The organism is Microbacterium hydrocarbonoxydans, from assembly GCF_011752045.1.
In the GTDB taxonomy this organism is placed as follows: domain Bacteria; phylum Actinomycetota; class Actinomycetes; order Actinomycetales; family Microbacteriaceae; genus Microbacterium.
In genome coordinates, this window is the sequence record NZ_JAAKXW010000002.1 from 108,349 (window position 1) to 133,850 (window position 25,502).

Below are 25,502 nucleotides of genomic sequence, written 5' to 3' on the forward strand. Positions count from 1 at the left end.
GATCAGCCCTTCATCCCGCTGGTGGCGATGCCCTCGACGAAGTACTTCTGCCCGAGCAGGAAGATGATCGCGATCGGCAGCACGGAGATCGTGAGCCCTGCGAACAGCAGGGCGTAGTTCGTGTCGAAGAGGTTGGAGACGAAGCTCTTGAGTCCGAGCTGGATCGTCCACAGATCGGGGTTGCGCAGATAGATGAGCGGGCCGAGGTAGTCGTTCCAGGTGTTCACGAAGGTGAGCAGCGTGAGGCTCGCGATCGCCGGGACCGAGAGCGGCAGCATGATCCGCCGCCAGATGCCGTACTCGCTGAGCCCGTCCAGACGGGCCGCCTCGCTGAGCTCCTCGGGGATCGTCTCGTAGTACTGCTTCATCAGGAACACGCCGAAGGCGCCGAACGCCTGCAGGAGGATGATCGACCACAGCGTGTTGGACACCTTGAGGTTCGAGAGCAGGATGAACTGCGGGATCATGTACGACTGCCACGGCACCGCGATCGTGCCGATGTAGGCGAGGAACAGGATGTCGCGACCGGCGAACCGCATGCGCGCGAAGCCGTACGCGGCGAAGGATCCGGTGAGCACCTGGAGGAAGGTCACGCTCACGGCGAGGAACAGCGTGTTGCGGATCCAGACCAGCATGTCCGACTGGGTCCAGATGTCGAGGTAGTTCTGCCAGACGAAGGTCTCGGGCACCCAGATCACCGGCACCGAGAACACCTCGTTGGCGTTCTTCAGGGAGCTCATCACCATCCAGAAGAACGGCGCGAGCAGGCCGATCGCGGCGATGATCAGGGCGGCGTAGCCGAGGACGCGGCCGGCGCGGCGGCCGGCGACGGAGCGTCCTGCACCGCGGGGCCTCTCCGGCGCGGGTGCGGTCAGGCTGTTCAGGTTCTTGCGGCCGGTGACCAGCAGCTCGGTCTGGGTCATCATGCGCTCCGCTTCTTGTTCCACAGGAACTGGCCGATGGTGACGAGGATGCAGAGGAAGAAGAGCGCGACGGCGGCGGCGGAGGCGTAGCCGAACTGCGACTCCTCGAAGCCCTTCTTGTAGATGAACTGGGAGAGCACCAGGGTGGACTGCCCCGGTCCGCCGTCGGTCATCACGAGGATCAGGTCGAAGATCTTGAAGGAGTTGATCGTCAGCATCACGGTGACGAAGAACATGGTCGGGCGCAGGCAGGGCAGCGTCACGTTGACGAATCGCTGCCACACGCTCGCGCCGTCGACGCGGGCGGCCTCGTGGAGCTCCCGCGGCACGGTCTGCAGCCCGGCGAGGAACAGGATCATGTAGTAGCCCATGTCGCGCCAGGTGCTGACGATGACGACGGCGGGCATCGCCCAGTCGGAGCTGGTGAGCCATCCGGGCGGCTCGGTGATGCCGACGGCACGGAGGATCTCGTTGACGGGACCGTAGTCGGGGCTGAAGAGCAGGTTCCACACGACCGCGATCGCGACGATCGAGGTGATGTACGGGAAGAAGGCGGCGGTGCGGAAGAACGCGACGCCGCGGAGCTTGTTGTTGAGCAGGAGCGCGAGCCCGAGCGAGACGACGATCGTCAGCGGGATGTGCAGCACGGAGTAGTAGAGGGTGTTCACGAACGCGATGCGGAAGCTGCCGTCGCCGAGTAGCCGCTCGAAGTTCGCCAGCCCCACCCAGTCGGCCTTGCCGAAGACGTTCCAGTTGGTGAACGCCATGTAGAAGAGGATCAGCACCGGGAGCAGGGTGAGGAACCCGAACCCGATGAAGTTCGGCAGGATGAAGCTCCAGCCGATCAGGGCGTTGCGGCGGCGCAGGGCGGAGCGGCGGCGCTTCGGCGGCGCCTGCCCGCTCTGCTGCGGTGCCGGACCGCGACGCGCGGTCTCGGTGGTGGTCATGTCTGTCTCTCTCCGGGGTGCTTCTCGTTCGCGTGGGGTCAGGGGCCGGCCGGTCCGGCCGGCCCCTGAGAGGTCAGTCGAGACCGACCTCGCTCTTCACGCGCTCCTCGGCGGTCTTGATCGATTCGTCGAGCGGCGCGGAGCCCGACATCACGGCCGTGTGCAGATCGGCGAGGATGCCCTGGATCGCGGCGGTCTTGCTGGAGGTGGGGTTCTCCGGCAGCACCTCGTGCGTCGACCACGCGAACTTCGACAGCTCGTCGCTCGGGGCGCCCTCGACGCCGAAGTACGTCTCGACGACGGCGTCGTTCGTGAGCGCCGGCGTGATGCCGATCGCCGCGAGAGCCTGTGCGGCCTCCTCGGAGGCGGCGAACTCGAGGAACTGCTTCGCGGCGTCCGCCTTCGCGGAGTCGATGTTCGCGTTGATGCCGAAACCGGTCGGGTCGCCGAAGGTCACGGGGGTGTTGTCCGTGCCGGCGGTCTTCTCGTCCAGCTGCGGCGCCGGGGCGATGCCCCACTCGAAGTCGTTCGCCTCGCCGGAGGCCTGCTGGGCGATGAGGGTCGCCGTGTACCAGGTGCCCATCAGCAGCATCGCGGACTTCTGGGTGCCGAACTCGCCCTGGTACGTGAGCTGGTTGGCGGTGGACGTGTTGAAGTCGACCTGGTCGCCCGCATCCTGCATCGCGAGGGCGTTCTCGTAGAACTCGGTCATGTTGCCGTAGTCGCCGTCGAGCACGCTGGTCCCGGTCTGCGCGTTCGCGAAGCCCTGCACGGTCGATTGCCAGCGGTGCAGATATGCGCCCTTCACGGTGTCGGTCGTGAGCGCGGCCGCGGCATCCGCGTAGTCGTCCCAGGTCCACGAGCCGTCGGGGTACTCGACGCCCGCCGCGTCGAACAGGTCCTTGTCGTAGAAGAGCACCCAGGAGTCCTGGCGGTAGGGGACGGCGTAGGCCGTGCCGTCGACCTTGTAGGAGTCGGCGCCGCTGATGCCCTCGGGGAGCTCCACGTCGGAGACGTCCAGCAGCTGGCTGCCCTCCTGGAAGGTGGTCATGTACTTGACCTCCTTCTGCGTGATGATGTCCGGGCCGGAGCCCGCGGCGAGGTCGGCGGTGACGAGCGTGTTGTACTCGGCGGCGTCGTACTCCTTGAGCTCGATCGTGACGTTCGGGTGCTCTGCGGTGAACGCGTCGGCGAGCGTCTGGAACTCGGGAGTCGTCTCGAGGCTCCACCCGGACAGCGTCAGGGTGACCGGAGCGTCGGGATCGGCGCTCTCGCCGGCGTCGGTGCCGCCGGCGCAGCCGGCGAGGGCGAGGGCGGCCACCGCGGCGATGCTGCCGGCGGCGAGGAACTTTCGGTTCATGAGGGTACTGCTCCTTTGCAATTGCGGGTGCCCAGGACGGGTCGGGGGTCGGGCTCAGGAGAGCCGGTGGTGGGTGACTGCGAGGTCGGGCCAGGTGATGGAGATGTCGCCGTCGGCCAGGGCGACGGCGGGGGCCGACGCGGCGGGACGGTCGGAGAGGTGCACGGCGCAGGCGATCCACGTGCCCGCCGCGATCGGATGCGTGAGCACGGGAACGGATGCCGCCGCGCCGAGCGGGCTCGCATCGCGGCGCTCCTCGACCGAGGCGGTGCCGCCGGGGGTCAGCGCGACGATCGTGCTGTGGCGGCCGGCCGCCGCCGCGATCGCCCGGTCGGCGGCCGCCGAGGAGTGCACGGCATCCGCGGCGACAGGCCAGCCGCCGATGCGCAGCGCCGTGGGGGCGGCATCCGCTGCGATGCTGTCGATGCGGACCAGCCGCACCTCCCAGGCTCCGCGGACGATCGACCAGGTGGTGACCTCCCCGGCCGGCTGCGCCTCGCCGACGATCCCCGATCCGTGACGCGTCTGCGTCGCGGCCGGCGCGATCCAGTGCGCGGTGGCGGTCGAGCCGGCGAGCGCGACGCCGTCGTCGAGACGGATGCCGCGCACTCGCATGCCCGCACGGTGCGTCGCGCGCCCGTCGGCGTGCAGCAGGGCGACGGACTGCTCGAGCGGCTCGGCCCAGGCGTCGCCGTTCAGCAGCGGGCTGGTGGCCGTCGAGTAGCCGAGGCGTGCGTAGAGGGGCGAGTCGCCGGCGAGGGCTCCGGGGAGTGCATGGTCGGTGCCGTGGTTGATCACGCGCACGATGCCGTCGTCGGCCGTGGCGGAGATGATCCAGGCCGGCGACACCGCGACGCGGAGGGTGTCGGCGGTCTCCGCGGGGAGCCGGTCCGCCGGCGCCGTCCACACCGGGTGGTCGGCGGGGAGGGCGATGCCGAGCAGGCCCTTCGACGCCCAGTACGGAGAGCCGGTGCCCGAGTAGTTCTGGGCGAGGCGGCGCCACTCGGCGTGCCAGCCGAGGTCGAGCAGCCCGTCGGCGTTGGGAACCCCGTGGCCGGCGAAGTGGCGGATGATGCCGGATGCCGCGCGGCGCAGCTGCCCGGGCGGCACCGAGGGCGCTCCGGCGAGGATTCCGGCCCAGTACGGGGCGGCGGCGGCGAAGCGGTAGACGAGGCTGCGGCCCTGGATGAGCGGCGCGCCGTCGGCCCCGACGAGGGCGATCGCGTCCTGCAGGAAGTCGTCGAGCCTGGCGATGTCGCCGGCGGTGCGACCGTTGGAAAGCTCCTCGGCGCCCTGCATGCGAGCCCACAGCACCGGATACAGGTGCAGCGCCCAGCCGACGTAGTGGTCGAAGGAGCGCTCGTCGCCGTCGGAGATCCAGCCGCCCTCGCGCAGGTAGGAGTCGTGACGGGCGAGGTCCGCGTCGATGTCGGCCTGGGACCAGGGCCCGCCGACCGAGCGGAGGAAGGTCTGCACCACCACACGGAACCAGAGCCAGTTGTTGCGCGGGTAGCTCTCGTCGCCGACCACCGGGGCGAGGTAGTCGATGACGCGCTGCCTGGTGACGGCGTCGAGACGGTCCCAGATCCAGGGGCGGGTCATGTCGAGGATGAGCGCGAGCGAGGCCGCCTCGACCTTCGCCTGCGCGTGCTCCTCGAGGCGGACCCAGCGGTCCGCAGCCTGGGGGTCCACGCCGGCGGCGATGCCTCGCGCATAGAAGTCGATGAGGTCGTCGACGCCTTCGCCGCGGGCGCCGGCGATGCGGAACCCGGCGAGCAGGAGCGTGCGGGTGAACCCCTCGAGGCCGTCCACGGCCTCCCCGTAGCCACCGGAGGCTCCGGGCAGCGTGATCCTCGCACCGTTCTCGGAGGCCCAGGGCCGCACGGCCGCCAGCAGTCCGTCGGCATATGCGATCAGATCGTCGCGGGTCCATTCCGTGGTGCCCGTGAGGGACTCGAACGACACAGGATTCTCCTTCGAAGGCTGTTCCGCGACGGGCTGTCGTCCCTTCGCGATCGTTGGGAGGCTATCATCCTGTTTCGATCAAGACAACACCAAAATAATCCTAGTTCGATCATTTTCGATCAGCTAAGCTGGGGCCGTGACCCAGCACGACGCAACGGCGGAGCCCGCCACGACCCGCTTCCGCGGCGCTCTCGCGGCAGCCCTCGGCGGCGGCGTCTCCGTCGCGCGCCTGCGTGCGCTCCCGTCGTGGGCACCCCTCCCCGTGCCGACGGCCGAGGATCGATCCTCCTGGTCGCGGGTCGACGCGGCCGCGTTGCTGACGCGGGCCGAGGCCGATCTCGGCGCCCCGTGGCCGCAGCCCCTCGCCTCCCAGGCGGCGCGCGTGCACCGCGACGGCGACCGCTCGACGTGGGAGGGCGAGGCCTTCGCGCGGCAGCATCGGCTGAGCCGCGCCGCCGTCGCCGCCGCCGTCACGCTCGAGGAGCGCTGGATCGACGAGGTCGTCGACGGCATCCAGCTGCTGTGCGAGCAGAGCTCGTGGTGCTGGCCCGCCCATGACGACGCCCTCGAGCGGCACGGCAGCGTGCTGGCCGTGGTCACCGACCCGTATCTCGACCTGGGCGCGGGCGAGGCCGCCGGGCAGCTCGCCTGGATCGACCGCGTGCTCGGCGCGCAGCTGGAGACGCGCGCCCCCGGCATCCGCACCCGCATCCGTCATGAGGCGCAGACGCGCGTGTTCACGCCGTTCCTCGCCCGCCGCGACTGGCACTGGCTGGGCCTCGACGGCGACGTGCACAACTGGAACCCGTGGATCCACTCGAACGTGCTCGCCACCGCGCTGCAGCTGCACGAGGACCCCGCCGAGATCGTCGCCCTCGTCGTCGAGGGCCTCGACCGCTACATCACCGCCCTGCCCGACGACGGCGCGATCGACGAGGGCTACGCGTACTGGTGGAACGGCGCCTGCCGCGCGCTGGAGGCGCTCGACGTGCTCGCCGCGGCCACAGGACTCGACGGCTTCGACGTGCCGGCGCTGCGCGAGACCGTCGCCTTCCCGCACCGCTGCCACCTCGGCGGCGACTGGTACGTGAACCTCGCCGACGGGCAGGCGCGGCCTCCCGCCGCCCAGCCCTGGCACGCCCTGCACCGCGCGGCGCGCCGGCTCGGAGACGCGGATGCCGCCGCGCACGCCTCCGCGCACCGCGATCGCGCTCCCTCCGAGGAGGCCGGATTCGGACGCCTGGCGCGGGAGCTCACCGACCCGGAGTGGGCCGCGGCATCCGTCACCCGCTCCCCGCTGCCGCGCGACGTCTGGCTGCCCTCGACCGAGGTCCTGCTGAGCCGCACGGCGGCGGGCAGTGCGAGCGGGCTGACGCTCGTCGTGAAGGGCGGGCACAACGCCGAGCACCACAACCACAACGACGTCGGGTCGTTCCTCGTCGCCTCCGACGGCGTGCCCGTGATCGTGGACGCCGGGCGCCCCACCTACACGAAGGCGACATTCGGTCCCGGCCGCTACGACATCTGGACCATGCAGAGCGCCTGGCACAGCGTGCCGGTGGCGGCCGGCCGAGACCAGTCTCCGGGACGCGCGTTCGCGGCATCCGACGTGTCCGCCACGGTGTCGGATGCCGCCTCCGCGCTGTCCCTCGACATCGGCGGGGCATACGACGTCCCCGGCCTCTCGTGGCGGCGGACGGCGCGACTCGACCGGGACGCCGGCCTGGTGCGCATCGAGGACTCCTGGTCCGCTGCGGGCGACCCGGCGATGCTGCACCTCGTCGTCGCCGGCGAGGTCGCCCTCCGCGACGGCGGCGCACGGATCGTGCCCCTCGACGGCGCGTCGCCGGTGCTGGTCCGCTGGCCGGCGGAGCTGACGGCGCGGATGACGGTGCGCGAGCTCGACGATCCGATGCTCTCCGCGGTCTGGGGCGAGCGGCTCACCCGGATCGAACTCGACGCGAGCGCGCGCGACGCGGCGTGGATCACGGTAGAAAGAGACATCGAGGCCCGCGCGACGGGCGACGGCGAGGACGAGGAATGACCGATCAGCAGCAGCACGCACCGCTGGCACCCGCGCGCCATGCGCACATCCTCTCCGCCCTGGAGCGCGACGGCATCGTGCGCGTCTCGCAGCTCACCGAGGAGCTCGGCGTCGCCCCGGTCACCCTCCGGCGCGACCTCCAGCAGCTCGAGGACGACGGGCACCTCGAGCGGGTGCATGGCGGTGCCGTGCCGATCTCCGTCACCGCCCCGGCGCAGCCGGCGGGAGAGAGCACAGGCGGCGCGATCGCCGTGCTCGTGCCGTCCCTCGCGTACTACTGGCCCAGCGTCATCCGCGGCATGGAGGCCGAGGCGCGCCGCCGCGGCCTCCGGCTGGTGCCGCGCGGCGCCTCGTACGAGCTGCAGGACGAGCGCCCCGTGCTGGAGCGACTCGTCGCCTCCGACGACGTGCGCGGACTCATCGTCGCCCCCAACCCGGACGCCGCGCACGCGCAGGACGTGGTGCAGTGGCTGCACGACGCCGCCCTTCCCGCCGTGTTCGTCGAGCGCGATGCCGTGCTGCTCCCCGAGCGCGCCCCCGTGGAGAGCGTCACCACCGATCACGCCCTGGGCGCCGTGCTCGCGGTGCGCCACCTCCAGCGTCTCGGCCACCGCCGGTTCGGGCTCGTGCTGTCCCGCGACTCCCCCACCGGACGGAAGATCCTGACGGGCTGGGCGAGCGCCTGCGCGGAGCTCGAGCTCGGCGACGCCGACCATTTCGAGAGCCTGTTCCCTGATCGCAACGGCCCCGGCTTCACCAGGGCGGTGAACGCGGCGATCGACACGGCGCTGGAGATGGGGGTGACCGGCCTGCTGATCCACTCCGACCCGGAGGCCATGGCGTTCATCGACATCGCACTGAGCCGGGGGCTCTCCGTGCCGGAGGATCTGTCCGTCGTGGCCTACGACGACGAGGTGGCACAGTTGTTCACCCCCGCGCTGACGGCGATCAGCCCGCCTCGGGAGAGCGTCGGAGCCGCGGCCGTCGACCTCATCGCCCGTAGGCTCGCCGACCCGTCGCGGCCGGTGCACCGGGTGTCGCTGAGCCCGACGCTCAAGGTGCGCGAGTCGTCGGCGGCACCGGCCTGAGTCGCGTCAGCGGGTGCTGGCGCGCTCGACGAGCGTCGTCGGGATGACGGCATCGCCCGACGACGTGTCGGCGCCCTCGATGCCGGCGACCAGCGCGTCGAAGGCGCGGCGGGCGAGCGCGGTGAAGTCCTGGCGGATCGTCGTCAGCGGCGGCCGGTAGTTCGCGGCATCCGGCACGTCGTCGAAGCCGATCACGCTGACGTCCTCCGGCACCCGGCGACCGGATTCGGCGAGCGCGCGGAGCAGGCCGAGCGCCATCTGGTCGTTGGCGCAGAACACGGCGGATGCCGCGGCGAGTGCGCCCCCGGCGTCGAATCCGGCGTCGGCGCTCCAGTCGCCGCGCACGACGGGCGGCGGCGCGATGCCTGCGGCCTCGAGCGTCTCCCGCCAGCCGCGCTCGCGCTCGGCGGCGGCGAAGGAGTCGGCGGGACCGGCGAGGTGATGAACGGTCGGGTGCCCGAGTGCGAGGAGGTGCGCGGTCGCCGCCGCGGCGCCGCCCACGTGGTCGCTGTGCACGCCGTCGAGGCCGGCTCCCGCCGGCGCATCCACGACGACCAGCCGAAGTCCTGCGGGCCGCGCGGCGGAGGGGACCTGGGCCGAGGCCTCGTTCAGCACGATCGCGCCGTCGACCTCCTGTTCGGCGAGGCGCTCGAAGGCGTCGGCGACGCCGCCCGAGGCTGTGACGACGGTGAGGGCGTAGCCGCGCTCGGCGGCGGCCTCGGCGGTCGCCTGCAGCATCCGGGAGTTGCCGACGGTCGCGAGGGTGGTGACGACGAGGCCGATGGTGTGCGAGCGTCCTGTGCGCAGGGCGCGGGCGGCGCGGTGCGGGCGGTAGCCGAGGTCGGCCATCGCCTTCTCGACCCGCTCGCGGGTGGCCGGATCGACGCGCGGGCTGTCGTTGACGACACGGGAGACGGTCTGCCCGGAGACGCCCGCACGGGCGGCGACCATCGCCATGGAGACACGGCCGGAGGCTGCGCGGCGTCGGGGCGCCGGGGAGCGGCCGAGGTCGAGATCCCTGTCGGTCACCGGCATCCTCCGTCCCGTCCTGCGTTCACAACTCCTGAATGTTGACGTTACCACGGCCGCCGTGCCATCATGTTTACGTGAACATGACCGAATCTCCGGAGTTGCGGACAGAGACCCTCGGCGCCGGCGTCGTCAAGCGCGCCACCGCCCTCGCCGACGGCCGCGAACTCATCTACTACGACGACCCCGGCACGACGCTCGACGCAGAGCGCTCGGTCGACGCGCGCACCCTCGACCCCCGCGGCGAGACCGCGACGATGCGCCTCGACGTGCTCACCGGCGACTGGATCACCGTCGCCGCGAACCGGCAGAACCGCGTGATGATGCCGAGCGCCGACGCCGACCCGCTCGCCCCGCAGTCTCCGGCGAACCCGTCCGAGGTGCCCTCGCTCTACGACGTCGCGGTGTTCGAGAACCGCTCCCCCGCATTCGGTCCCGCCCTCGCCGAGGCGATCGGCGCAGCTCCGGCCGCGAGCAACCCTCCGCGCGGACTCGACGACCTCGAGGCGCTCGGCCTCGGCCGCACCCGGACCTCGGTGGGCCGCTGCGAGGTCGTGTGCTTCAGCCCGGAGCACACCGGATCGTTCGGCACCCAGACCGTCACCCGCGCGCGCACCGTGATCGAGGCGTGGGCCGACCGCACCGCCGCCCTGTCTCAGCTGCCCGGCATCGAGCAGATCTTCCCGTTCGAGAACCGCGGCGAGGCCATCGGCGTGACCCTCCCGCATCCGCACGGTCAGATCTACGCCTACCCGTACGTCACCCCGCGCACGACGCGGGTGCTGGAGAGCATCGACCGCACCGCCCCCGACCTGTTCCAGCACATCCTCGACTTCGAGCAGGGCTCCGAGCGCGTCGTGTTCCGGGGCGAGCACTGGACGGCCTTCGTCCCGTTCGCGGCCCGCTGGCCGCTCGAGGTGCACCTGATGCCGCACCGCCACGTGCCCGACTTCGCGGAGACGACGGATGCTGAGCGCGACGAGCTCGCCCCGCTCTACCTGAAGCTGCTGCGAGGGGTGGACGCCCTGTACGAGACCCCGACCCCGTACATCGCCGCCTGGCACCAGGCCCCCGTGCACGTCGGCCGTGAGAGCGTGCGCCTGCACCTGCAGCTGACGAGCCCGCGCCGCGCGGCCGACAAGCTGAAGTTCCTCGCCGGCTCCGAGGCCGCGATGTGGGCCTGGGCCGCCGAGGTCACCCCCGAACAGGGCGCCGCCCGCATCCGCGAAGCCGTCGAAAGGGCATCCGCATGACCACCGCCACCGAAGCCGGCACCGCCGAGGCCACCGCCCCTGAGGCCGCCCGCACCCTGTTCACCGCGCTCACCGGCCGCGAGCCGGACGGGCTCTGGTCGGCGCCGGGCCGGGTGAACCTGATCGGCGAGCACACCGACTACAACGACGGCTTCGTGCTTCCGTTCGCGATCCCGCAGCGCACGGTCGCGGCGGTCGGCATCCGCGCCGACGACCGCAGTCGCGTCTTCGTCGCCTCGACGTTCGCCGACGAGCCGGTCGAGGTCGCCCTCGACGAGCTCCAGGAGCTGTTCCCGACCGCCGCCGGCGCAGAGCCGGGCGTGGCCGAATGGGCCGCGTATCCGCTGGGCGTCGCCTGGGCGCTCGGTCAGGACGGCGTCCGGGGGCCCGGCGTCGACATCGCGATCGCCTCCGACGTCCCCGTCGGCGCCGGCCTCTCCTCCTCGGCCGCGATCGAGGGCGCCACGGCATCCGCTCTGAACGACCTCTGGAGCGCCGGACTCGACCGCACGGCGCTCGCCCGCATCGGCCGCCGCGCCGAGAACGAGGCGGTGGGCGCCCCCACGGGGATCATGGACCAGATGGCGTCGATGCTCGGAGAGCCTGACGCCGCGATCTTCCTGGACTGCCGATCTCTGGAGACCCGGCTGGTGCCGCTGGGGATGGCCGAGGCCGGACTCGCACTGCTGGTGATGGACACCCGCGTCAAGCATGCGCACTCGACCGGCGGCTACGGCGAGCGCCGCGCCTCGTGCGAGCGGGGCGCCTCGATCATGGGCGTCCCCGCGCTGCGCGATCTCTCCGTGGACGACCTTCCCCGCGCGCAGGAGCTCATGGACGACGTGACCTTCCGTCGGGTGCGCCACGTGGTGACCGAGAACCAGCGCGTGCTCGACACCGTCGAAGTGCTGCGCACGCGCGGCGCCCGTGCGATCGGGGACCTCCTCGTCGCCTCGCACGCGTCGATGCGCGACGACTTCGAGATCTCGGTGCCCGAGCTGGACACGGCCGTCGATGCGGCGCTGGCCGCGGGCGCCCTCGGCGCGCGGATGACCGGAGGCGGCTTCGGCGGGGCGGCGATCGCCCTGGTGGAGCAGGACGCGGTGCAATCGGTGTCGGATGCCGTGACCGCCGCGTTCGCCGACGCGGGGTTCGCTGCCCCGACCCTGTTCACCGTGACCCCGTCGGCCGGCGCCGGCCGCGACGCCTGACCCGTTCCTGAGACAATTGACGCTCGACCCCCGCTGAAGGAGAAGCATGTCCTGGATCGTCACCGGCGGCGCCGGCTACATCGGATCGCACGTCGTACGGGCGCTGGCGGATGCCGGCCTCTCCCCCGTCGTCCTCGACGACCTCTCCAGCGGCGTCGCGTCGTTCGTCCCCGAGGGCGTGCCGTTCGTGCGCGGCAGCATCCTCGACCGCGAGCTCGTGGAGCGCACCCTGCGCGAGCACGCCGCCGAGGGCGTCATCCACGTCGCCGGGTACAAGTACGCCGGGGTCTCGGTGCAGCGCCCGCTGCACACCTATGCGCAGAACGTCGAGGGCACCCGTGTGATCCTCGAGGCCATGGCGGCGGCAGGGGTCGCGAACATCGTGTTCTCCTCCTCCGCCGCGGTCTACGGCACCCCCGACGTCCCGCTCGTCGTCGAGGACACGGCGAAGAAGCCGGCCAGCCCCTACGGCGAGTCGAAGCTCATCGGCGAGTGGCTGCTGCGCGACCAGGCCGTCGCGACGGCCGACTCGGAGCTCCCGCTGCGGCACACCTCGCTGCGCTACTTCAACGTCGTCGGCTCGGCCGACCCGACGGTGCACGACGTGAGCCCGCACAACCTGTTCCCGATCGTGTTCGAGAAGCTCATCGCGGGCGAGACTCCGCGCATCAACGGCGACGACTACGACACCCCCGACGGCACCAACGTGCGCGACTACGTGCACGTCGGCGACATCGCCTCGGCGCACGTGGCGGCGGCGAAGCGCCTCGCCTCCGGCGCGCCGATCGAGGCGGCGTACAACCTCGGCTCCGGCGACGGCCTGAGCGTGAAGCAGATCATGGATGCCGTCGCCCGCGTGACCGGCATCGGCTTCACACCCGAGATCGGCCCGCGCCGCCCCGGCGACCCCGACCGCATCGTCGCCAACGGCGACCTGGCCGCCCGCGACCTCGACTGGAGGATGCGGTACACGGTCGACGAGATGGTCCGCACCGGCTGGGAGGCCCGCCGCGCGGCATCCTGACGCCGCGCTCGGCCTCCACGTCCGGCCGCCGCATCCGTCGCGGCCTGCACGTCCGGTTCCGGTCGCACTTCAGCACAGTCCGGCGGCGCAGCACCCGCACGGGCTGCGACCGGAACCGCGTTCGCAGGCGGATGCCGGACACACGAGAGCCGCCCCTCCCGGTCCCTGGGAGAGGCGGCTCCTGTTGCTTCGCAGCCGGTCAGGGGACGGCGGGAGCGCGCATCGTGTAGATCTTCGCGTCGTCGCCGCCGAGGTACATGATCCCGTTGCTGACGGCGATCGAGGTGTAGCGGCCGTAGTGCGGGAGCATCGTCCCGTTGTGGTTCCAGTACGTCGTCGCGGGCACCACGACCGGCGCGGCTACCTGCGTCCAGTTCACGCCGTCGCGCGTCGCGAACACGACGTTGCGGGTCATGTCGATGTCGGCTCCGGAGATCCAGTTGCCGATCGAGTAGGCGACGCCGCCGGAGACTGTGATGTCACGCGACGCGAACGAGGGCGGGAGGTTGGACAGCTTGACGCCGCCGGCCTTGCCCTTCGCGTTCAGGTCGATGTATCCGGTCGTGTTGCTGTCGGACAGGATGATCTTGCTGCCGAGCACCTCGTACTTCGTCGGCTCATGGCGGTGGGCAAGCCCGAACCAAGCTCCGAGATCGAGAGTGGTCCAGCGTCCGCCGCTGTACACGTCGAGGACGCGGTTGGTGGCTCCCCTCGCGTCCCGGACCTCTGCGATCGCGGCGATCTTCCCGTTCACGTTCGCGAGCCAGTAGTAGCGGTCATAGGCGCTGGAGCCGCTCGCCGAGGCCCTCGCCTTGGCTATGGTCCAGGTCTTCCCGCCGTCGGCGCTCTTCTTGATCACGGCGAGATCCGGGGTCGGGCCGTACAGCGAGGGGTTCGGGTTGACCACGCTGCCGGCGAGGAAGATCTCGCTGCCGCTCTTGGCGATGTCGAAGACGTGCTGGAACGGGGATGCCGCGTTGTAGCTCCAGGCACCGCCGGCGTTCGTGACGTACCCGACGTTCGACGTCCACGACGCCTTCGGGTCGACGTCGGCGGCGAACACCTTGCCGTCGATGACGCGGAGCGCCTTGAGCTCCTCGCCGTTGAGCGTGAACTGCTTCGTCTGGGCTCCGGTCGAGACGTTCAGGGAGTTGAGATCGACCGGACCGGTGTTGGCGTCGTAGTCGCCGTAGCTGGAGTAGACCTCGCCTCCGGCCACCGCCAGGTCGGTGAGGACGTCGCCGGCAGCCGCGGCCGACGTGTTGGTGCCGAGCAGCACCGGGACGTCGTCCGCGGCGAAGGCCGGGGAGGAGAACACGGGGATGAGGAGAGCCGTCGTCGCGACGACGACGACGGCCTTGGTGGGTGTGCGCACGAGCCCTCTTTCGTAGGCGTTTCAGGGGGAGGCGCCATTCCCGTGATTTCGACGCTTCCCCAGCGCACACTTACGACGGCCCAACTCTATGGGCGCCGCTCCACCCTCCAGCAGATGACTTTCGTCGCACCACTCCCCGACTTTCGTCGGCGTTGCACCTGTGCGCCGCTCGTCGCGCGACGAGGGTTCTTGCGGATTCTGAATCCGATCGCGTAAATGACGACTGAATCAGTTGCGCAAGCACGGTATACCTGTCAATATCGACACATGAGCGCCACACCGAAGCATCCCGCCCTGGATGACGTGTCGAAGAAGATCGTCGAGCTCCTCCAGGAGGACGGCCGACGCCCGTACGCCGAGATCGGCCGCGCCGTCGGACTCAGCGAGGCGGCTGCCCGTCAGCGCGTGCAGCGGATGACCGAAGCCGGGATCATCCAGATCGTCGCCGTGACCGACCCGATGCAGCTCGGCTTCCACCGTATGTCGATGATCGGCATCCGGGTGGACAGCGACCCGCGGGCGATCGCACAGGAGCTGACGAAGATCACCGAGCTCGCCTATGTGGTCGTCACCCTCGGCACCTTCGACATCCTCGTCGAGGCCGTGTGCGAGAGCGACGAGGACCTCATCGACCTCATCGCGACGCGCATCCGCACGATCCCCGGCGTCACCCACACCGAGAGCCTGCTCTACGCCGGCCTCTACAAGGACCTCTACAACTGGGGCACGCGCTGATGGGCACCACCGTCTTCGAACGCCGGCGTCCCACCGACGCCGTCATCGACGAGTCGCTGCGCGGCACCGCCTTCGGGGTGTTCTGGCTCGATGACGTCGAGCGCCCCCGGCATCCGTCGCTCTCCGGCCACGTCACCGCAGATCTCGTCGTGGTCGGCGGCGGCTACACCGGCCTGTGGACCGCGATCCGGGCGAAGGAGCGCCACCCGGAGCGCCGCGTCGTGCTGCTGGAGGCGTCGCGGGTCTCCTGGGCGGCATCCGGCCGCAACGGCGGGTTCTGCGAGGCGAGCCTCACCCACGGTCACGAGAACGGCCTGAACCGCTGGCCAGAGGAGATCGACCGGCTCGAGGCGATGGGGCTGGAGAACCTCGACGGGATCGAGACCGCGGTCGGCCGCTACGACATGAAGGCCGACTTCGAGCGCACCGGCCAGCTCAGCGTCGCCGTGGAGCCGCACCAGGTCGAGTGGTACCGCGACGAGCCCGGATTCCTCGACCGCGAGGCCGTGCAGGCGGAGGTGCACTCGGACACCTTCCTCGCCGGCTCCTGGGATCGCGAGGGCTGCGCCATGGTGCACCCGGCGAAGCTCGGCATGGAGCTGGCCCGCGTCGCGCTCGACCTGGGCGTCGAGATCCATGAGCACTCCCTCGTCCGCGGCGTCGAGGGCGACGGCTCCGGCCCGATCACGGTCGTCACCGAGGGCGGCCGGGTGACCGCGGATGCCGTCGCCCTCGGCACGAACGTGTTCCCGTCCCTGCTCAAGCGCAACCGCCTGATGACCGTGCCGGTGTACGACTACGTGCTGATGACGGAGCCGCTGAGCTCCGAGCAGCTGGCCTCGATCGGCTGGTCGAACCGGCAGGGCCTCGCCGACAGCGCGAACCAGTTCCACTACTACCGGCTCACCGCCGACGACCGCATCCTGTTCGGCGGCTACGACGCGATCTACCACTTCGGCGGCAAGGTCCGCCCGGAGTACGAGGACCGCATGGCGAGCCACCGCAGGCTCGCCTCGCACTTCTTCACGACGTTCCCGCAGCTCGAGGGCCTGCGCTTCACGCACCGCTGGGCCGGCGCGATCGACTCGTCGAGCCGCTTCTGCGCCTTCTTCGGCACCGCCCGCAAGGGGCGCGTCGCCTACGCCACCGGGTTCACCGGGCTCGGCGTCGGCGCCGCACGCTTCGCCGCCGACGTCATGCTCGACAAGCTGTCGGGCGTCGAGACCGAGCGCACCGAGCTGCGGATGGTGCGCGAGAAGCCGATCCCCTTCCCGCCCGAGCCCGCCGCCGCCATCGGCATCAACCTCGTGCGCGCGGCGATGAACCAGGCCGATCACAACGAGGGAAAGCGCAACCTCTTCCTCAAGGCGCTCGACGCCGTCGGCATGGGGTTCGACTCGTGAGCGCGCTGGCCGCCGGCGCCGGCGCCGATGCGCACACCCTCGACCTCGCGCACGCGCCGCTGCCCGCCGAGGAGGTCGTGGCCGGCGCGCCGACGACCGGGTCGGTCGCCCTCGCGACCATCGGCGACGTCGAGGTGGGCATCTGGGAGATGACCCCCGGCACGGCATCCGACACCGAGGCCGACGAGGTCTTCGTCGTGCTCTCCGGCCGGGCCGTGATCTCCTTCGTCTCTCCCGCGCTGCCCGACCTCGAGGTGGGTCCGGGGTCGGTCGTGCGGCTCGCCGAGGGCATGCAGACCGTGTGGACCGTCACCGAGACGCTCCGCAAGGTGTACGTGGCCTGAGTCAGTCCTCGCGCGCCGTGACCTCGGCATGCGGCATCCGCTCGCGCATCACGCGGATCGCCTCGGGGTTGTCGTCGACGAGCACCGCGTCGCGCCCGAGCGCCGAAGCCACTGCTCCGGTCGTCCCCGAACCCGCGAACAGGTCGAGCACGCGGTCGCCAGGCCGGCTCGACGCCGTCACGATGCGGCGCAGGATGCCCTCGGGCTTCTGGGTCGGGTACCCCGTCTTCTCGCGGCCCGTCGTCGGCACGATGGTGTGCCACCACACGTCGGTGGGCAGCTTGCCGCGTTCGGCCTTCTCGGCCGTCACCAGCCCGGGGGCCATGTACGGCTCGCGGTCGACCGCCTCGGAGTCGAAGAAGTAGGAGCGGGGGTTCTTCACGTACACCAGGATCGTGTCGTGCTTGGTCGGCCAGCGCCGCCGCGACTTCGCCCCGTAGTCGTACGCCCAGATCAGCTCGTTGAGGAAGCAGTCCCTGCCGAAGACGGCATCCAGCATCACCTTGGCGTAGTGCGCCTCGCGGTAGTCGAGGTGCAGGTACAGCGTGCCGTCGTCGGCGAGCAGCCGCCAGGCCTCCTCCAGCCGCGGCATGAGGAACGACCCGTAGTCGTCGAACCGGTCGTCGTAGGCGCGCAGCATCCCGCGCACCCGCTCGTACCGATGCCCGTGGAAGCCGTGCCGGATCTCGATCTCCGCGGCGGGCTGTTCAGAACTCCGCAGATCCGCGGGCGTGCTCGCCCGGCCATAGCGGGAATCCGCGGGCCGTGCGCTCTCAGCCTCGGATTCCTGAGGAGTTGTGGACGTCCGCCGCGCGGTGACCACCTGACGCCCCTGCGTGCGGCCTGTGTTGAACGGCGGGTCCAGGTACACCAGGGCGAAGGATGCCGCGGGCAGGGTCGCGGCGACAGCCAGGTTGTCGCCCTCGATGACGGTCACCGCGCCGGGCGCCGTCTCCTCCCGCGGAGCGACCGACGTCACGAAGCCCGGCACCGAAGCTCAGGGGACACGGTGCAGCCACGCCTCGGTGGCGAACTTCGACTCCACGAGCGCTTCGGCGTCGGCGTACTCGTCGGGGGTGATCGCGCCGTCCTCGGCATCCGTCAGCGCGCGGAAGGTGTCCTTGAAGCGCTCGATGATCTCGGCGCGCGCGAGTCCGGTCTGGCTGCGCAGCGGGTCGACGCGCTTGGCCGCCGAGGTGGTGCCCTTGTCGCTGAGCTTCTCGCGGCCGATACGGAGCACCTCGGTCATGGTCTGGCCGTCGATGTCGTAGGAGAGAGTCGCGTGGTGCAGCACTCCGCCGTTGGCGAGGCGCTTCTGCGCGGCGCCGCCGATCTTGCCGGTGGAGCTGGCGATGTCGTTGAGCGGCTGGTAGACCGCGTCGATGCCGAGCGAGCGCAGCGCCTGCAGCACCCAGTCGTCGAGGAAGGCGTACGAGTCCGCGAAGGTCATGCCCTGCACGAGGGATGCCGGCACGTACAGCGAATAGGTGATGATCTGCCCCGCGGCCATGAGCATGGCCCCGCCCCCGGAGATCCGGCGGACGACGTCGAAACCGTGCCGCGCCGCCCCCTCGGGGTCGACCTCGTTCCGGTACGACTGGAACGAGCCGATCACGACGGCGGACTGGTCCCACTCCCAGATGCGCAGGGTGGGGCGACGGCGCCCCTCACCGACGCGGGAGGTGAGCACCTCGTCGAGGGCGAGATTCATGCGCGGGGACACGGCCTTCTCGTGGATGATCTCCCAGTCGAAGTCACGCCAGCCGGGTGCCGTGACGAGGGCGCGGCGCACCGCGGTGCCGACGGCATCCGGGGTGAATCCGAGCAGCTGCGCGCCGGCCGGAAGCGCTCCGCGCACGGCGGCGGCGATCGCCGTTGCGTCGGACTCGACGGCCAGCCCGTTCACCGCGTCGTTGATGTCGTCCAGCGCCGTGTCCGGCTCGAGGAAGAAGTCGCCCGCGAGGCGGAAACGGGCGATCCGGCCGTCCTCCACATCCAGGTCGACGACGACGAGCTTTCCCCCGGGGACCTTGTATTCACCGTGCACGGTTCCAGCTTAAGGCGCACCCGCGGCACGCCGCCCGTTCAGCCGCCGAGGACCACCGCGCGCTCTCCCGCCCTGATCGGTGCCGAGTAGCGATTGCCTGCCGTGGGCAGCGGGCAGATGAACTGGTCCGAGAACGCGCACGGCGGCAGGTACGCGCGGTTGAAGTCGATCACGGCGGTGCCGTCCGGATCGGGCTCGTCGACCGCGAGGAACCGGAACCGGTACGTCTCCAGCCCGTTGGTGCCGTCGCCGAACACCGCCCGCAGGCCGCCCTGCGAGCCTCGGGTCAGCGTGAGCGTCTGCGCCGTGCCGTCGAGCTCGAAGTGCAGGCGCCCGGCGACCGCCGACTCGTGGTCGGCGCCGTCCACCGCGGTGACGACGATGCTCTCCCCCGGCGTCGGCTCGAACACGGCGGGGAGCCGCCAGGACTCGCGCGGCGGATAGGCGTCGATCGCGGAGAACAGCTCGCGCTGCGGCCGGCGCGGATCGAACACGCGCAGGGCGAGGGCGCCCTGCCGCTCGAAGACCCGCAGCTCGCGGCGGCCGAGGCGGACGGTCTCCGCCCCGCGCAGCGTGAGGCTCTCCCCGGAGGCGCCGAGCTCGCTGCCGCGGATGCCGCCGTCTCCGGTGAGCGCCCACAGCCCGGGGATCCCCTCGACGGCGGCCGGCATCGTGATCAGCCAGTTCGTCGACTCCAGCGCCGAGGGGCCGTACTCTGCCCCCGCATAGTTCTCCCGCGCTGCATGCCAGACCCGCCAGTCATCCTCGAAGCTCATCTCGACGCACCTCTCCTCCGTCGCGAATCTAGGACGCGGCAGAGGGTCGCCGAGGGGATGACGTCACACTCCGACCCCGGACGAAATGTTTCGGGCCGGCGGGAATGCCTCAGCGCGCGGGGATGCGCGCGTCGAGCCAGCTCAGCACGTCGGCGCGGACCTCCGCCTGCTGCAGCTCGTTGAAGATCTCGTGGCGCGCGTCCGGGTAGACGAGCGTCGTGACGTCGGTCAGGCCGGATCGGGTGCGGTACTCGTCTGCGAGCCTGTGCACGCTCCGCGGACCGCCGACCGGGTCGTCGCGCCCGACCATCAGCAGCATCGGGATGTCGCGGCCGAGGTCCTTGCGCGGGCGTCCGTAGAGCTTCGCCGCCTCGATCGGGCCGAACAGCTTCAGCAGCGGCACGTCGGTGGTGAGCGGGTCCTCGTCGAAGGATGCCCAGATCGCCGGGTCGCGGCTCAGCCACTCGAACCCGCTGGCGTCCGGTCCCGCCCAGCGCGCGTTCAGCGGCGCGGCGTTCAGCGAGCCGGGCATGCGCAGGGCGGAGCCCGACAGTATGACGGCATCCCACGCCTCGGGGTGGTGGTTGACGAGCATCTGCGCGAGGAAGGACCCCCAGGAGTGCCCGAGCAGCACGAGAGGCAGGTCGGGGTTCTCCGCCCGGATGATGCCGGTGAGCTGCCAGATCGCCTCTTCGGCGGCGCGGAGTCCGCCCTTGCCGAGACGCCCCAGCCTGGCGGGGCCGTCATGCTGGCGGATGCCGGTGCGCCCGTGCCCGCGGTGGTCGTCGGCGTAGACCGTGAAGCCCGCCCCGGTGAGGGCGGCGATCAGCGCGCCGTAGCGTCCGGCGTGCTCGCCGACCCCGTGCAGCAGCTGCACCACTCCTCGCGGCGTGCCCGCGGCGGGGTGCACGTCGTAGACGATGGCGATGCCGTGAGCATCCGTGAACTCGCGCGTATCCGTCACGCCCCCACCCTACTCAGCGGTCTCGGCGGCGGCGAACCTCCCGGCTCAGCGGCCGAGCGACGCGACCACGCCGCGCGCGATCTCGAGGTCGGTGACCTCGTACCCGCCGACGCCGTCTGAGGCGGAGCCCATCCGCACCCCGCCGGTCTCGGCGACCGCGCGCTTGGCGGAGAAGTGCAGGGCGTCGACGCCCGTCGCGGCGAGCGCAGGGGCGGATGCCGCGGTCACGCCGCTCCCCGCCATGATCTCGATCTCCCCCGCGGCCTCGGCGACGAGCGCGCGGAGCGTGTCGATGCCGTCGATCGCGGCGGAGGCGCCGCCCGAGGTGAGCACCCGTCGCAGGCCCAGCAAGCGTGCGGCGGCGAGCGCCGCGACCGGGTCGGGCGTGACGTCGATGGCCCGGTGCAGGGTGACGGATGCTCCCCCGGCCGCGTCGCGCAGCCGCGCCATGGAATCGAGGTCCAGGCTCCCCTGCCCGTCCAGCGCGCCGATGACGACGCCGTCCACGCCGGCGTCGATCGCGCGCCGCACGTCCCGCTCGGAGATCGCGATCTCCTCGGCGTCGTAATGGAAGCCGCCGGCGCGGGGCCGGATCAGCGCGTGCACCTCGACCCCCGCCGCACGGGCGGCCTCGACCGACAGCTCGAGGGTGGCCGGCGATGCGGTGAGCCCGCCGAGCGGAAGCGCCTGGGCGAGCTCGACGCGGGCGGCGCCCACGATTCCGGCGATGCGGACGCCCGCGGGATCCTGGACGGCGATTTCGAGAGCGAGGGTTCGGGTCACGGGTCCATTCTCCCGTGCCGCGGCGGGCCGCCCGGCATCCGCTCTTCCCTCCGCCCCGAAAATTACTTAGACTGTCTAAGTAATGTCTGCGCCTGATGAAGAGCTCCACCTCACCGCGACAGACCTGCGCATGGCGACCTTCCGGCTCGCACGGCGCCTACGCTGCGCCCGGGCCGTCGACGCGATGAGCGACGCGCAGCTCGCGGTGCTCTCGACGCTGCACATGCACGGGCGCCGCACGATCACCGCTCTCGCCGAGCGCGAGCGGGTCACCGCCCCCTCGATGACCAGCATGATCAACGGTCTCGAGGAGCAGGGGTACGTGCGCCGGACGGCCGACGAGGAGGACCGCCGCCGCGTGCAGGTCGAGATCACGGATGCAGGCACCGCCATCGTCGCGGAGACCATCCAGCGCCGCGACGAGCTGCTGGCGGCGATGCTCGCCGAGCAGGACTTCACCGCCGACGAGCTGAGGACCCTGCGCGAGGCGAGCGCCCTGATGCGGAAGGTGGTCGAGGGATGAGCGCGATGTTCCGCTCCTTCGCGAACGTCAACTACCGCATCTGGTTCGCCGGCGCGCTCGTGTCCAACATCGGCGGGTGGATGCAGGCGACGGCCCAGGACTGGGTGGTCCTCACCGAGCTGACCGACAACGACGCCGCGGCGATGGGCATCACGATGGCGCTGCAGTTCGGCCCGCCGCTCGTGCTGGTGAGCCTCACCGGCTGGGTCGCCGACCGCTTCGACCGCCGCCACATCCTGATGGCCACGCAGTCGACGCTGCTCGTGCTGGCGCTGGCCGTCGGCCTCCTGCTGCTCGGCGAAGCGATGACGCTGCCGATGATGTTCGGCTTCGCGGCCGCCTTCGGCGTCGTCAACGCCTTCGACGCCCCGGCGCGGCAGGCCTTCGTCTCCGACATGGTCTCGACCGGAGACACATCGAACGCCGTCGCCCTCAACTCGGCATCCTTCAACCTCGCCCGGATGATCGGCCCCGCCGTCGGCGGCCTGCTGATCGTGGCGATCGGCTCCGGCTGGGTGTTCATCGCGAACGCCGCCACCTTCCTCGCGATGATGCTGGCCCTGATGTCGCTGAGGCGGAACCAGCTCGCCCCGCGGCTGAAGAACCGCAGCCGCGGCGGCCTCGCGGCCGGGTTCCGCTACGTGTGGGCGCGCAGCGACCTGCGCGTCGTGTTCGTGACCGTGTTCCTCATCGGCGCCTTCGGCATGAACTTCCCGATCTTCGCCTCGACGATGGCGCTCGAGTTCGGCGCCGGCGCCGACGGCTACGGCGTGCTCAGCTCGATCCTCGCGATCGGCTCTCTCGCCGGAGCGCTGCTCGCCGCCCGCCGCGACCGGGCCCGGGTGCGGGTCGTGGTGCTGGCCGCTGGAGGTTTCGGCGTCAGCGCGTTCGTGTCGGCGGCGATGCCCAGCTACGCCTCCTACGCGGTCACGCTGATGTTCACCGGGTTCATGATCGTGACCCTGCTCACCACCGCCAACGGCTACGTGCAGATCACGACCGATGCGGCGCTGCGCGGACGCGTGCTCGCCCTCTACATGGCCGTCATCATGGGATCCACGCCGGTCGGCGCTCCCATCGCCGGCTGGGTGGCCGACGCCTTCGGCCCGCGCACCGCGATCATGCTCGGCGGCACGGCGGGTCTCGTCGCCTGCGCGATCGGCGGGATCTGGATGCTCGTGTCGGGCCGGCTGCACCGCCACGAGAACCGGCGCTTCCTGCTGACGCTCGACGAGACGCGCCCGATCAGCATCGTGGACGAGGTCGACCCGGTCGAGTTCAGCGACGAGGCGGCGGCCACGACGCCGATCCGCACCGCGCCGGGCGCGTGCGGTGAGCGGAGCATGGCCGAGGATGCCGGGACGCGCGAGCGGAGGGACGCTCCGGGGAGCACCTGACGCCCGGCCCGCTCCGGCGTTAGCGTGGTCGGATGAGCGAACCGGATCTGAGCGCCTCGCATTCCGAAACGCCCGCTGACGGCGCCGCGGCGTCACGACGATCCCTCCCGCCCGTGCAGCGCTGGGTGTTCTGGCCGGCGTCCGCCGTGGTCGCCGTGTTCGTGACCTTCACGCTGGCGGCGCCCCAGCTCGCGGAGTCCCTGTTCCAGGTGGTGCAGACGAGCATCGTCAACGCGTTCAACTGGTATTACGTGCTGATCGCCGCGTTCTTCGTCGCCTTCAGCCTCTTCCTCGGCTTCAGCCGTTTCGGCGACATCAAGCTGGGCGGCGACGACGACGAGCCCGAGTTCTCGCTGATGTCGTGGTTCTCCCTCCTGTTCGCGGCGGGCATGGGCATCGGGCTGGTCTTCTACGGGGTCGCCGAGCCGCTCACCCATTTCGTCTCCCCGCGCCCCGGCGTCGCCGGCACGCCGGAGCAGCTCGCACAGCAGGCCCTGAGCCAGACGTATCTGCATTGGGGTGTGCATGCCTGGTCCATCTACGTCGTGATCGGCCTGGCCCTCGCCTACGCGATCCACCGCAGACGCCGCCCGATCTCCATCCGCTGGACGCTGGAACCCCTTCTCGGCCGCAGCGTCGAGGGCGGCTGGGGCCACGCGATCGACGTGATCGCCCTGGTCGGCACGCTGTTCGGCGTGGCGACCTCGCTGGGCCTCGGCGTGCTGCAGATCAGCGCGGGCCTCGACTCCGCCGGCATCGCCGACCCCGACGCGACGACGCAGGTGATCATCATCCTCGTCATCACGGTCTTCGTCATGATGTCCGTGCTCTCCGGCGTCACCAAGGGCATGAAGTGGCTGTCGAACGCGAACCTGATCATGGCAGGACTCCTGGTGCTGTATCTGCTGATCGCAGGACCGAGCGAGTTCCTGCTGCGCGACTTCGTGCAGTCGATCGGCAATTACATCCAGAACTTCGTCGGCCTCTCCTTCAACGTGAGCGCCTTCCAGGGTGAGGCCGGCGAGGCCTGGCAGGCGCAATGGACCTCGTTCTACTGGGGCTGGTGGATCTCCTGGGCGCCTTTCGTCGGCATCTTCATCGCCCGCATCTCCAAGGGGCGCACGGTGCGGGAGTTCGTCGCCGGCGTCATCCTGGTGCCGACCCTGCTCGGCATCCTCTGGTTCGCGGTCCTCGGCGGTTCGGCACTGGCCATCGAGCTCGAGCATCCGGGCACGCTCACCTCCGATGGGAAGGTCGATCTGCAGGGCGCCCTGTTCGCGCTGCTGCAGCACGTCCCTGGCACATCGATCATCAGCATCGGCCTGCTCCTGCTGATCGCCATCTTCTTCATCACCTCGGCCGACTCGGGCGCGCTGGTCATGGGCATGATCGCGACCGGCGGCCAGCAGAATCCGAAGCGCTGGATCCGCGCGTTCTTCGTCCTGGTGACGGCCGCCCTCGCCATCGCGCTGCTGCTCGCCGGCGGGCTCACCGCGCTGCAGACCGCCGCGATCACGATCGCGCTCCCGTTCAGCTTCGTGCTGCTGCTGATCTGCTGGGCGACGACGCTGGCCTTCATCCGCGAGCGCCGCGCCTACGCCCGCGCTCAGCGTGCGCAGCTGATCGATCGCATCGGCGAGTACTACGGCCTGGAGGTCGAATCGCATGACGAGCGCGGCATCCTCGGCGCGCAGCCCCGGTGGATGCGCCAGCTGCAGCGCAGGTTCCGGATGCCGGTGGCCCCGGCGAGTCCGGCGCGCGTCCGCCCGCAGGTGCTGTCGGAGGAGGCGCGATCGGATGCCGGGCCGGCGACGCTCGACGTCGACGAGCTGGTGTCCTCCGACGAGCTGTCGGCGCACGACGACGCCGACATCCCCGCGCACGGCGAGGACGAGCCCCCGCTGCTGCCCCGGTGACGGGGTGCGGGAGATGTCAATCCCCTGACGCGCACGATCACCTCGCCGTAGCGTCGCCTCATGGACGAGAACATGGACCGCACCCCGCACCCCGAAGAGCCCGCAGAAGGCGCAGCCGGTGGCGGAGACTCACTCGGGCACCGCACTCCGCACCCCGAGGAACCCGCAGAGGGTTCCGGCGACGCCACCCGCGGCGGCCACACCGGGGATCCCGAGGAGATCCCCGAGCACAACAGCGCCCCTGACGGCGTGCCCGGAGAGTCCGGGGAACCCGGAGAGCGGCAGGATTCCCCGCTCGGCGGCGACGAGACGACTGAGGAGCAGCTCGATTCCGACAACGCCGTCGAAGACGACACTCTCAAGACGCTCGACCCCGACGACCCGCCTGCCTGAGG

General features: G+C 71.0%; 23 protein-coding genes. 12 read left to right on the forward strand and 11 right to left on the reverse strand.

The genetic code is table 11. The annotated features are described in order from the left end of the window. Positions 1-2: 2 nt before the first annotated feature. The 4 genes from G6G98_RS08875 to G6G98_RS08890 all read right to left on the reverse strand — a co-directional run bounded on the left by G6G98_RS08875 (position 3) and on the right by G6G98_RS08890 (position 5,195). Entirely contained in the window at positions 3-926 is a 924-nt protein-coding gene (locus G6G98_RS08875; RefSeq protein ID WP_243842065.1) for a carbohydrate ABC transporter permease, read from the reverse strand. Next, positions 923-1,870, reverse strand: coding sequence for a carbohydrate ABC transporter permease (locus tag G6G98_RS08880; RefSeq protein WP_067355425.1), 948 nt, complete (start codon positions 1,868-1,870; stop codon positions 923-925). The genes G6G98_RS08875 and G6G98_RS08880 overlap by 4 nt, the downstream gene beginning before the upstream one ends. 73 nt (positions 1,871-1,943) lie before the next feature. Beyond that, positions 1,944-3,230 (reverse strand): extracellular solute-binding protein, encoded by a 1,287-nt coding sequence (locus G6G98_RS08885; protein ID WP_164234777.1) that lies wholly within the window; start codon positions 3,228-3,230, stop codon positions 1,944-1,946. 54 nt (positions 3,231-3,284) lie between these two features. Further along, positions 3,285-5,195, reverse strand: a complete 1,911-nt coding sequence (locus tag G6G98_RS08890; protein WP_166706082.1) for a DUF2264 domain-containing protein — start codon at positions 5,193-5,195, stop codon at positions 3,285-3,287. 136 nt (positions 5,196-5,331) lie between these two features. On the opposite strand from G6G98_RS08890, the gene G6G98_RS08895 reads away from it, so the two are divergent. Beyond that, complete coding sequence (locus G6G98_RS08895) at positions 5,332-7,239, forward strand: heparinase II/III domain-containing protein (protein WP_067355413.1); 1,908 nt, start codon at positions 5,332-5,334, stop codon at positions 7,237-7,239. Next, entirely contained in the window at positions 7,236-8,327 is a 1,092-nt protein-coding gene (locus tag G6G98_RS08900; RefSeq protein WP_067355410.1) for a substrate-binding domain-containing protein, read from the forward strand. Before G6G98_RS08895 ends, G6G98_RS08900 begins: the two co-directional genes overlap by 4 nt. Before the next feature lie 6 nt (positions 8,328-8,333). On the opposite strand, the gene G6G98_RS08905 is transcribed toward G6G98_RS08900, so the two are convergent. Further along, positions 8,334-9,284, reverse strand: a complete 951-nt coding sequence (locus tag G6G98_RS08905; protein ID WP_067355765.1) for a LacI family DNA-binding transcriptional regulator — start codon at positions 9,282-9,284, stop codon at positions 8,334-8,336. A gap of 155 nt (positions 9,285-9,439) precedes the next feature. Here G6G98_RS08905 and galT point away from each other — a divergent pair, with 155 nt between their 5' ends. Genes galT through galE form a run of 3 tightly spaced genes read left to right on the forward strand, consistent with a single transcriptional unit; the run spans position 9,440 to position 12,844 of the window. Beyond that, on the forward strand, positions 9,440-10,609 hold the full coding sequence (gene galT, locus G6G98_RS08910) for a galactose-1-phosphate uridylyltransferase (RefSeq protein ID WP_067355761.1): 1,170 nt from the start codon (positions 9,440-9,442) through the stop codon (positions 10,607-10,609). Further along, complete coding sequence (gene galK, locus G6G98_RS08915; RefSeq protein ID WP_067355407.1) at positions 10,606-11,820, forward strand: galactokinase; 1,215 nt, start codon at positions 10,606-10,608, stop codon at positions 11,818-11,820. Before galT ends, galK begins: the two co-directional genes overlap by 4 nt. Before the next feature lie 46 nt (positions 11,821-11,866). Beyond that, a complete protein-coding gene (gene galE, locus G6G98_RS08920; RefSeq protein WP_067355404.1) occupies positions 11,867-12,844 on the forward strand; it encodes a UDP-glucose 4-epimerase GalE in 978 nt (325 codons plus the stop codon). Between the two features lie 199 nt (positions 12,845-13,043). Here galE and G6G98_RS08925 read toward each other — a convergent pair whose 3' ends face one another. Then, positions 13,044-14,219, reverse strand: coding sequence for a hypothetical protein (locus G6G98_RS08925; protein ID WP_067355399.1), 1,176 nt, complete (start codon positions 14,217-14,219; stop codon positions 13,044-13,046). A 267-nt stretch (positions 14,220-14,486) separates the two neighbouring features. Between G6G98_RS08925 and G6G98_RS08930 the strand changes: the two genes are divergently transcribed. Genes G6G98_RS08930 through G6G98_RS08940 form a run of 3 tightly spaced genes read left to right on the forward strand, consistent with a single transcriptional unit; the run spans position 14,487 to position 16,701 of the window. After that, positions 14,487-14,954, forward strand: coding sequence for an Lrp/AsnC family transcriptional regulator (locus G6G98_RS08930; RefSeq protein WP_067355396.1), 468 nt, complete (start codon positions 14,487-14,489; stop codon positions 14,952-14,954). After that, complete coding sequence (locus G6G98_RS08935; protein ID WP_164234779.1) at positions 14,954-16,357, forward strand: NAD(P)/FAD-dependent oxidoreductase; 1,404 nt, start codon at positions 14,954-14,956, stop codon at positions 16,355-16,357. Before G6G98_RS08930 ends, G6G98_RS08935 begins: the two co-directional genes overlap by 1 nt. Further along, positions 16,354-16,701, forward strand: coding sequence for a cupin domain-containing protein (locus tag G6G98_RS08940; protein WP_164234780.1), 348 nt, complete (start codon positions 16,354-16,356; stop codon positions 16,699-16,701). The genes G6G98_RS08935 and G6G98_RS08940 overlap by 4 nt, the downstream gene beginning before the upstream one ends. A gap of 1 nt (position 16,702) precedes the next feature. On the opposite strand, the gene G6G98_RS08945 is transcribed toward G6G98_RS08940, so the two are convergent. The 5 genes from G6G98_RS08945 to G6G98_RS08965 form a co-directional block, all read right to left on the reverse strand. Continuing rightward, positions 16,703-17,680 (reverse strand): DNA-methyltransferase, encoded by a 978-nt coding sequence (locus G6G98_RS08945; RefSeq protein ID WP_243842066.1) that lies wholly within the window; start codon positions 17,678-17,680, stop codon positions 16,703-16,705. 18 nt (positions 17,681-17,698) lie between these two features. Continuing rightward, positions 17,699-18,748: a lipoate--protein ligase family protein gene (locus G6G98_RS08950; RefSeq protein ID WP_067355383.1), complete on the reverse strand. Its 1,050-nt coding sequence runs from the start codon at positions 18,746-18,748 to the stop codon at positions 17,699-17,701. Between the two features lie 38 nt (positions 18,749-18,786). After that, positions 18,787-19,524 carry a DUF1684 domain-containing protein gene (locus G6G98_RS08955; RefSeq protein ID WP_067355380.1) on the reverse strand — a complete coding sequence of 246 codons (738 nt, stop codon included), beginning with the start codon at positions 19,522-19,524 and terminating at the stop codon, positions 18,787-18,789. A gap of 109 nt (positions 19,525-19,633) precedes the next feature. Further along, entirely contained in the window at positions 19,634-20,488 is an 855-nt protein-coding gene (locus G6G98_RS08960; protein ID WP_164234781.1) for an alpha/beta fold hydrolase, read from the reverse strand. Positions 20,489-20,533: 45 nt separating this feature from the next. Beyond that, positions 20,534-21,271, reverse strand: a complete 738-nt coding sequence (locus tag G6G98_RS08965; RefSeq protein WP_164234782.1) for a copper homeostasis protein CutC — start codon at positions 21,269-21,271, stop codon at positions 20,534-20,536. A gap of 82 nt (positions 21,272-21,353) precedes the next feature. On the opposite strand from G6G98_RS08965, the gene G6G98_RS08970 reads away from it, so the two are divergent. The 4 genes from G6G98_RS08970 to G6G98_RS08985 are packed head-to-tail and all read left to right on the forward strand — an operon-like array spanning position 21,354 to position 25,500. Next, positions 21,354-21,794 (forward strand): MarR family transcriptional regulator, encoded by a 441-nt coding sequence (locus G6G98_RS08970; RefSeq protein WP_067355372.1) that lies wholly within the window; start codon positions 21,354-21,356, stop codon positions 21,792-21,794. 5 nt (positions 21,795-21,799) lie between these two features. After that, on the forward strand, positions 21,800-23,191 hold the full coding sequence (locus G6G98_RS08975; RefSeq protein ID WP_164234830.1) for an MFS transporter: 1,392 nt from the start codon (positions 21,800-21,802) through the stop codon (positions 23,189-23,191). 32 nt (positions 23,192-23,223) lie between these two features. Further along, a complete protein-coding gene (locus tag G6G98_RS08980) occupies positions 23,224-25,107 on the forward strand; it encodes a BCCT family transporter (RefSeq protein WP_164234783.1) in 1,884 nt (627 codons plus the stop codon). 60 nt (positions 25,108-25,167) lie between these two features. Further along, positions 25,168-25,500: a hypothetical protein gene (locus tag G6G98_RS08985; RefSeq protein WP_164234730.1), complete on the forward strand. Its 333-nt coding sequence runs from the start codon at positions 25,168-25,170 to the stop codon at positions 25,498-25,500. Positions 25,501-25,502: the final 2 nt, after the last annotated feature.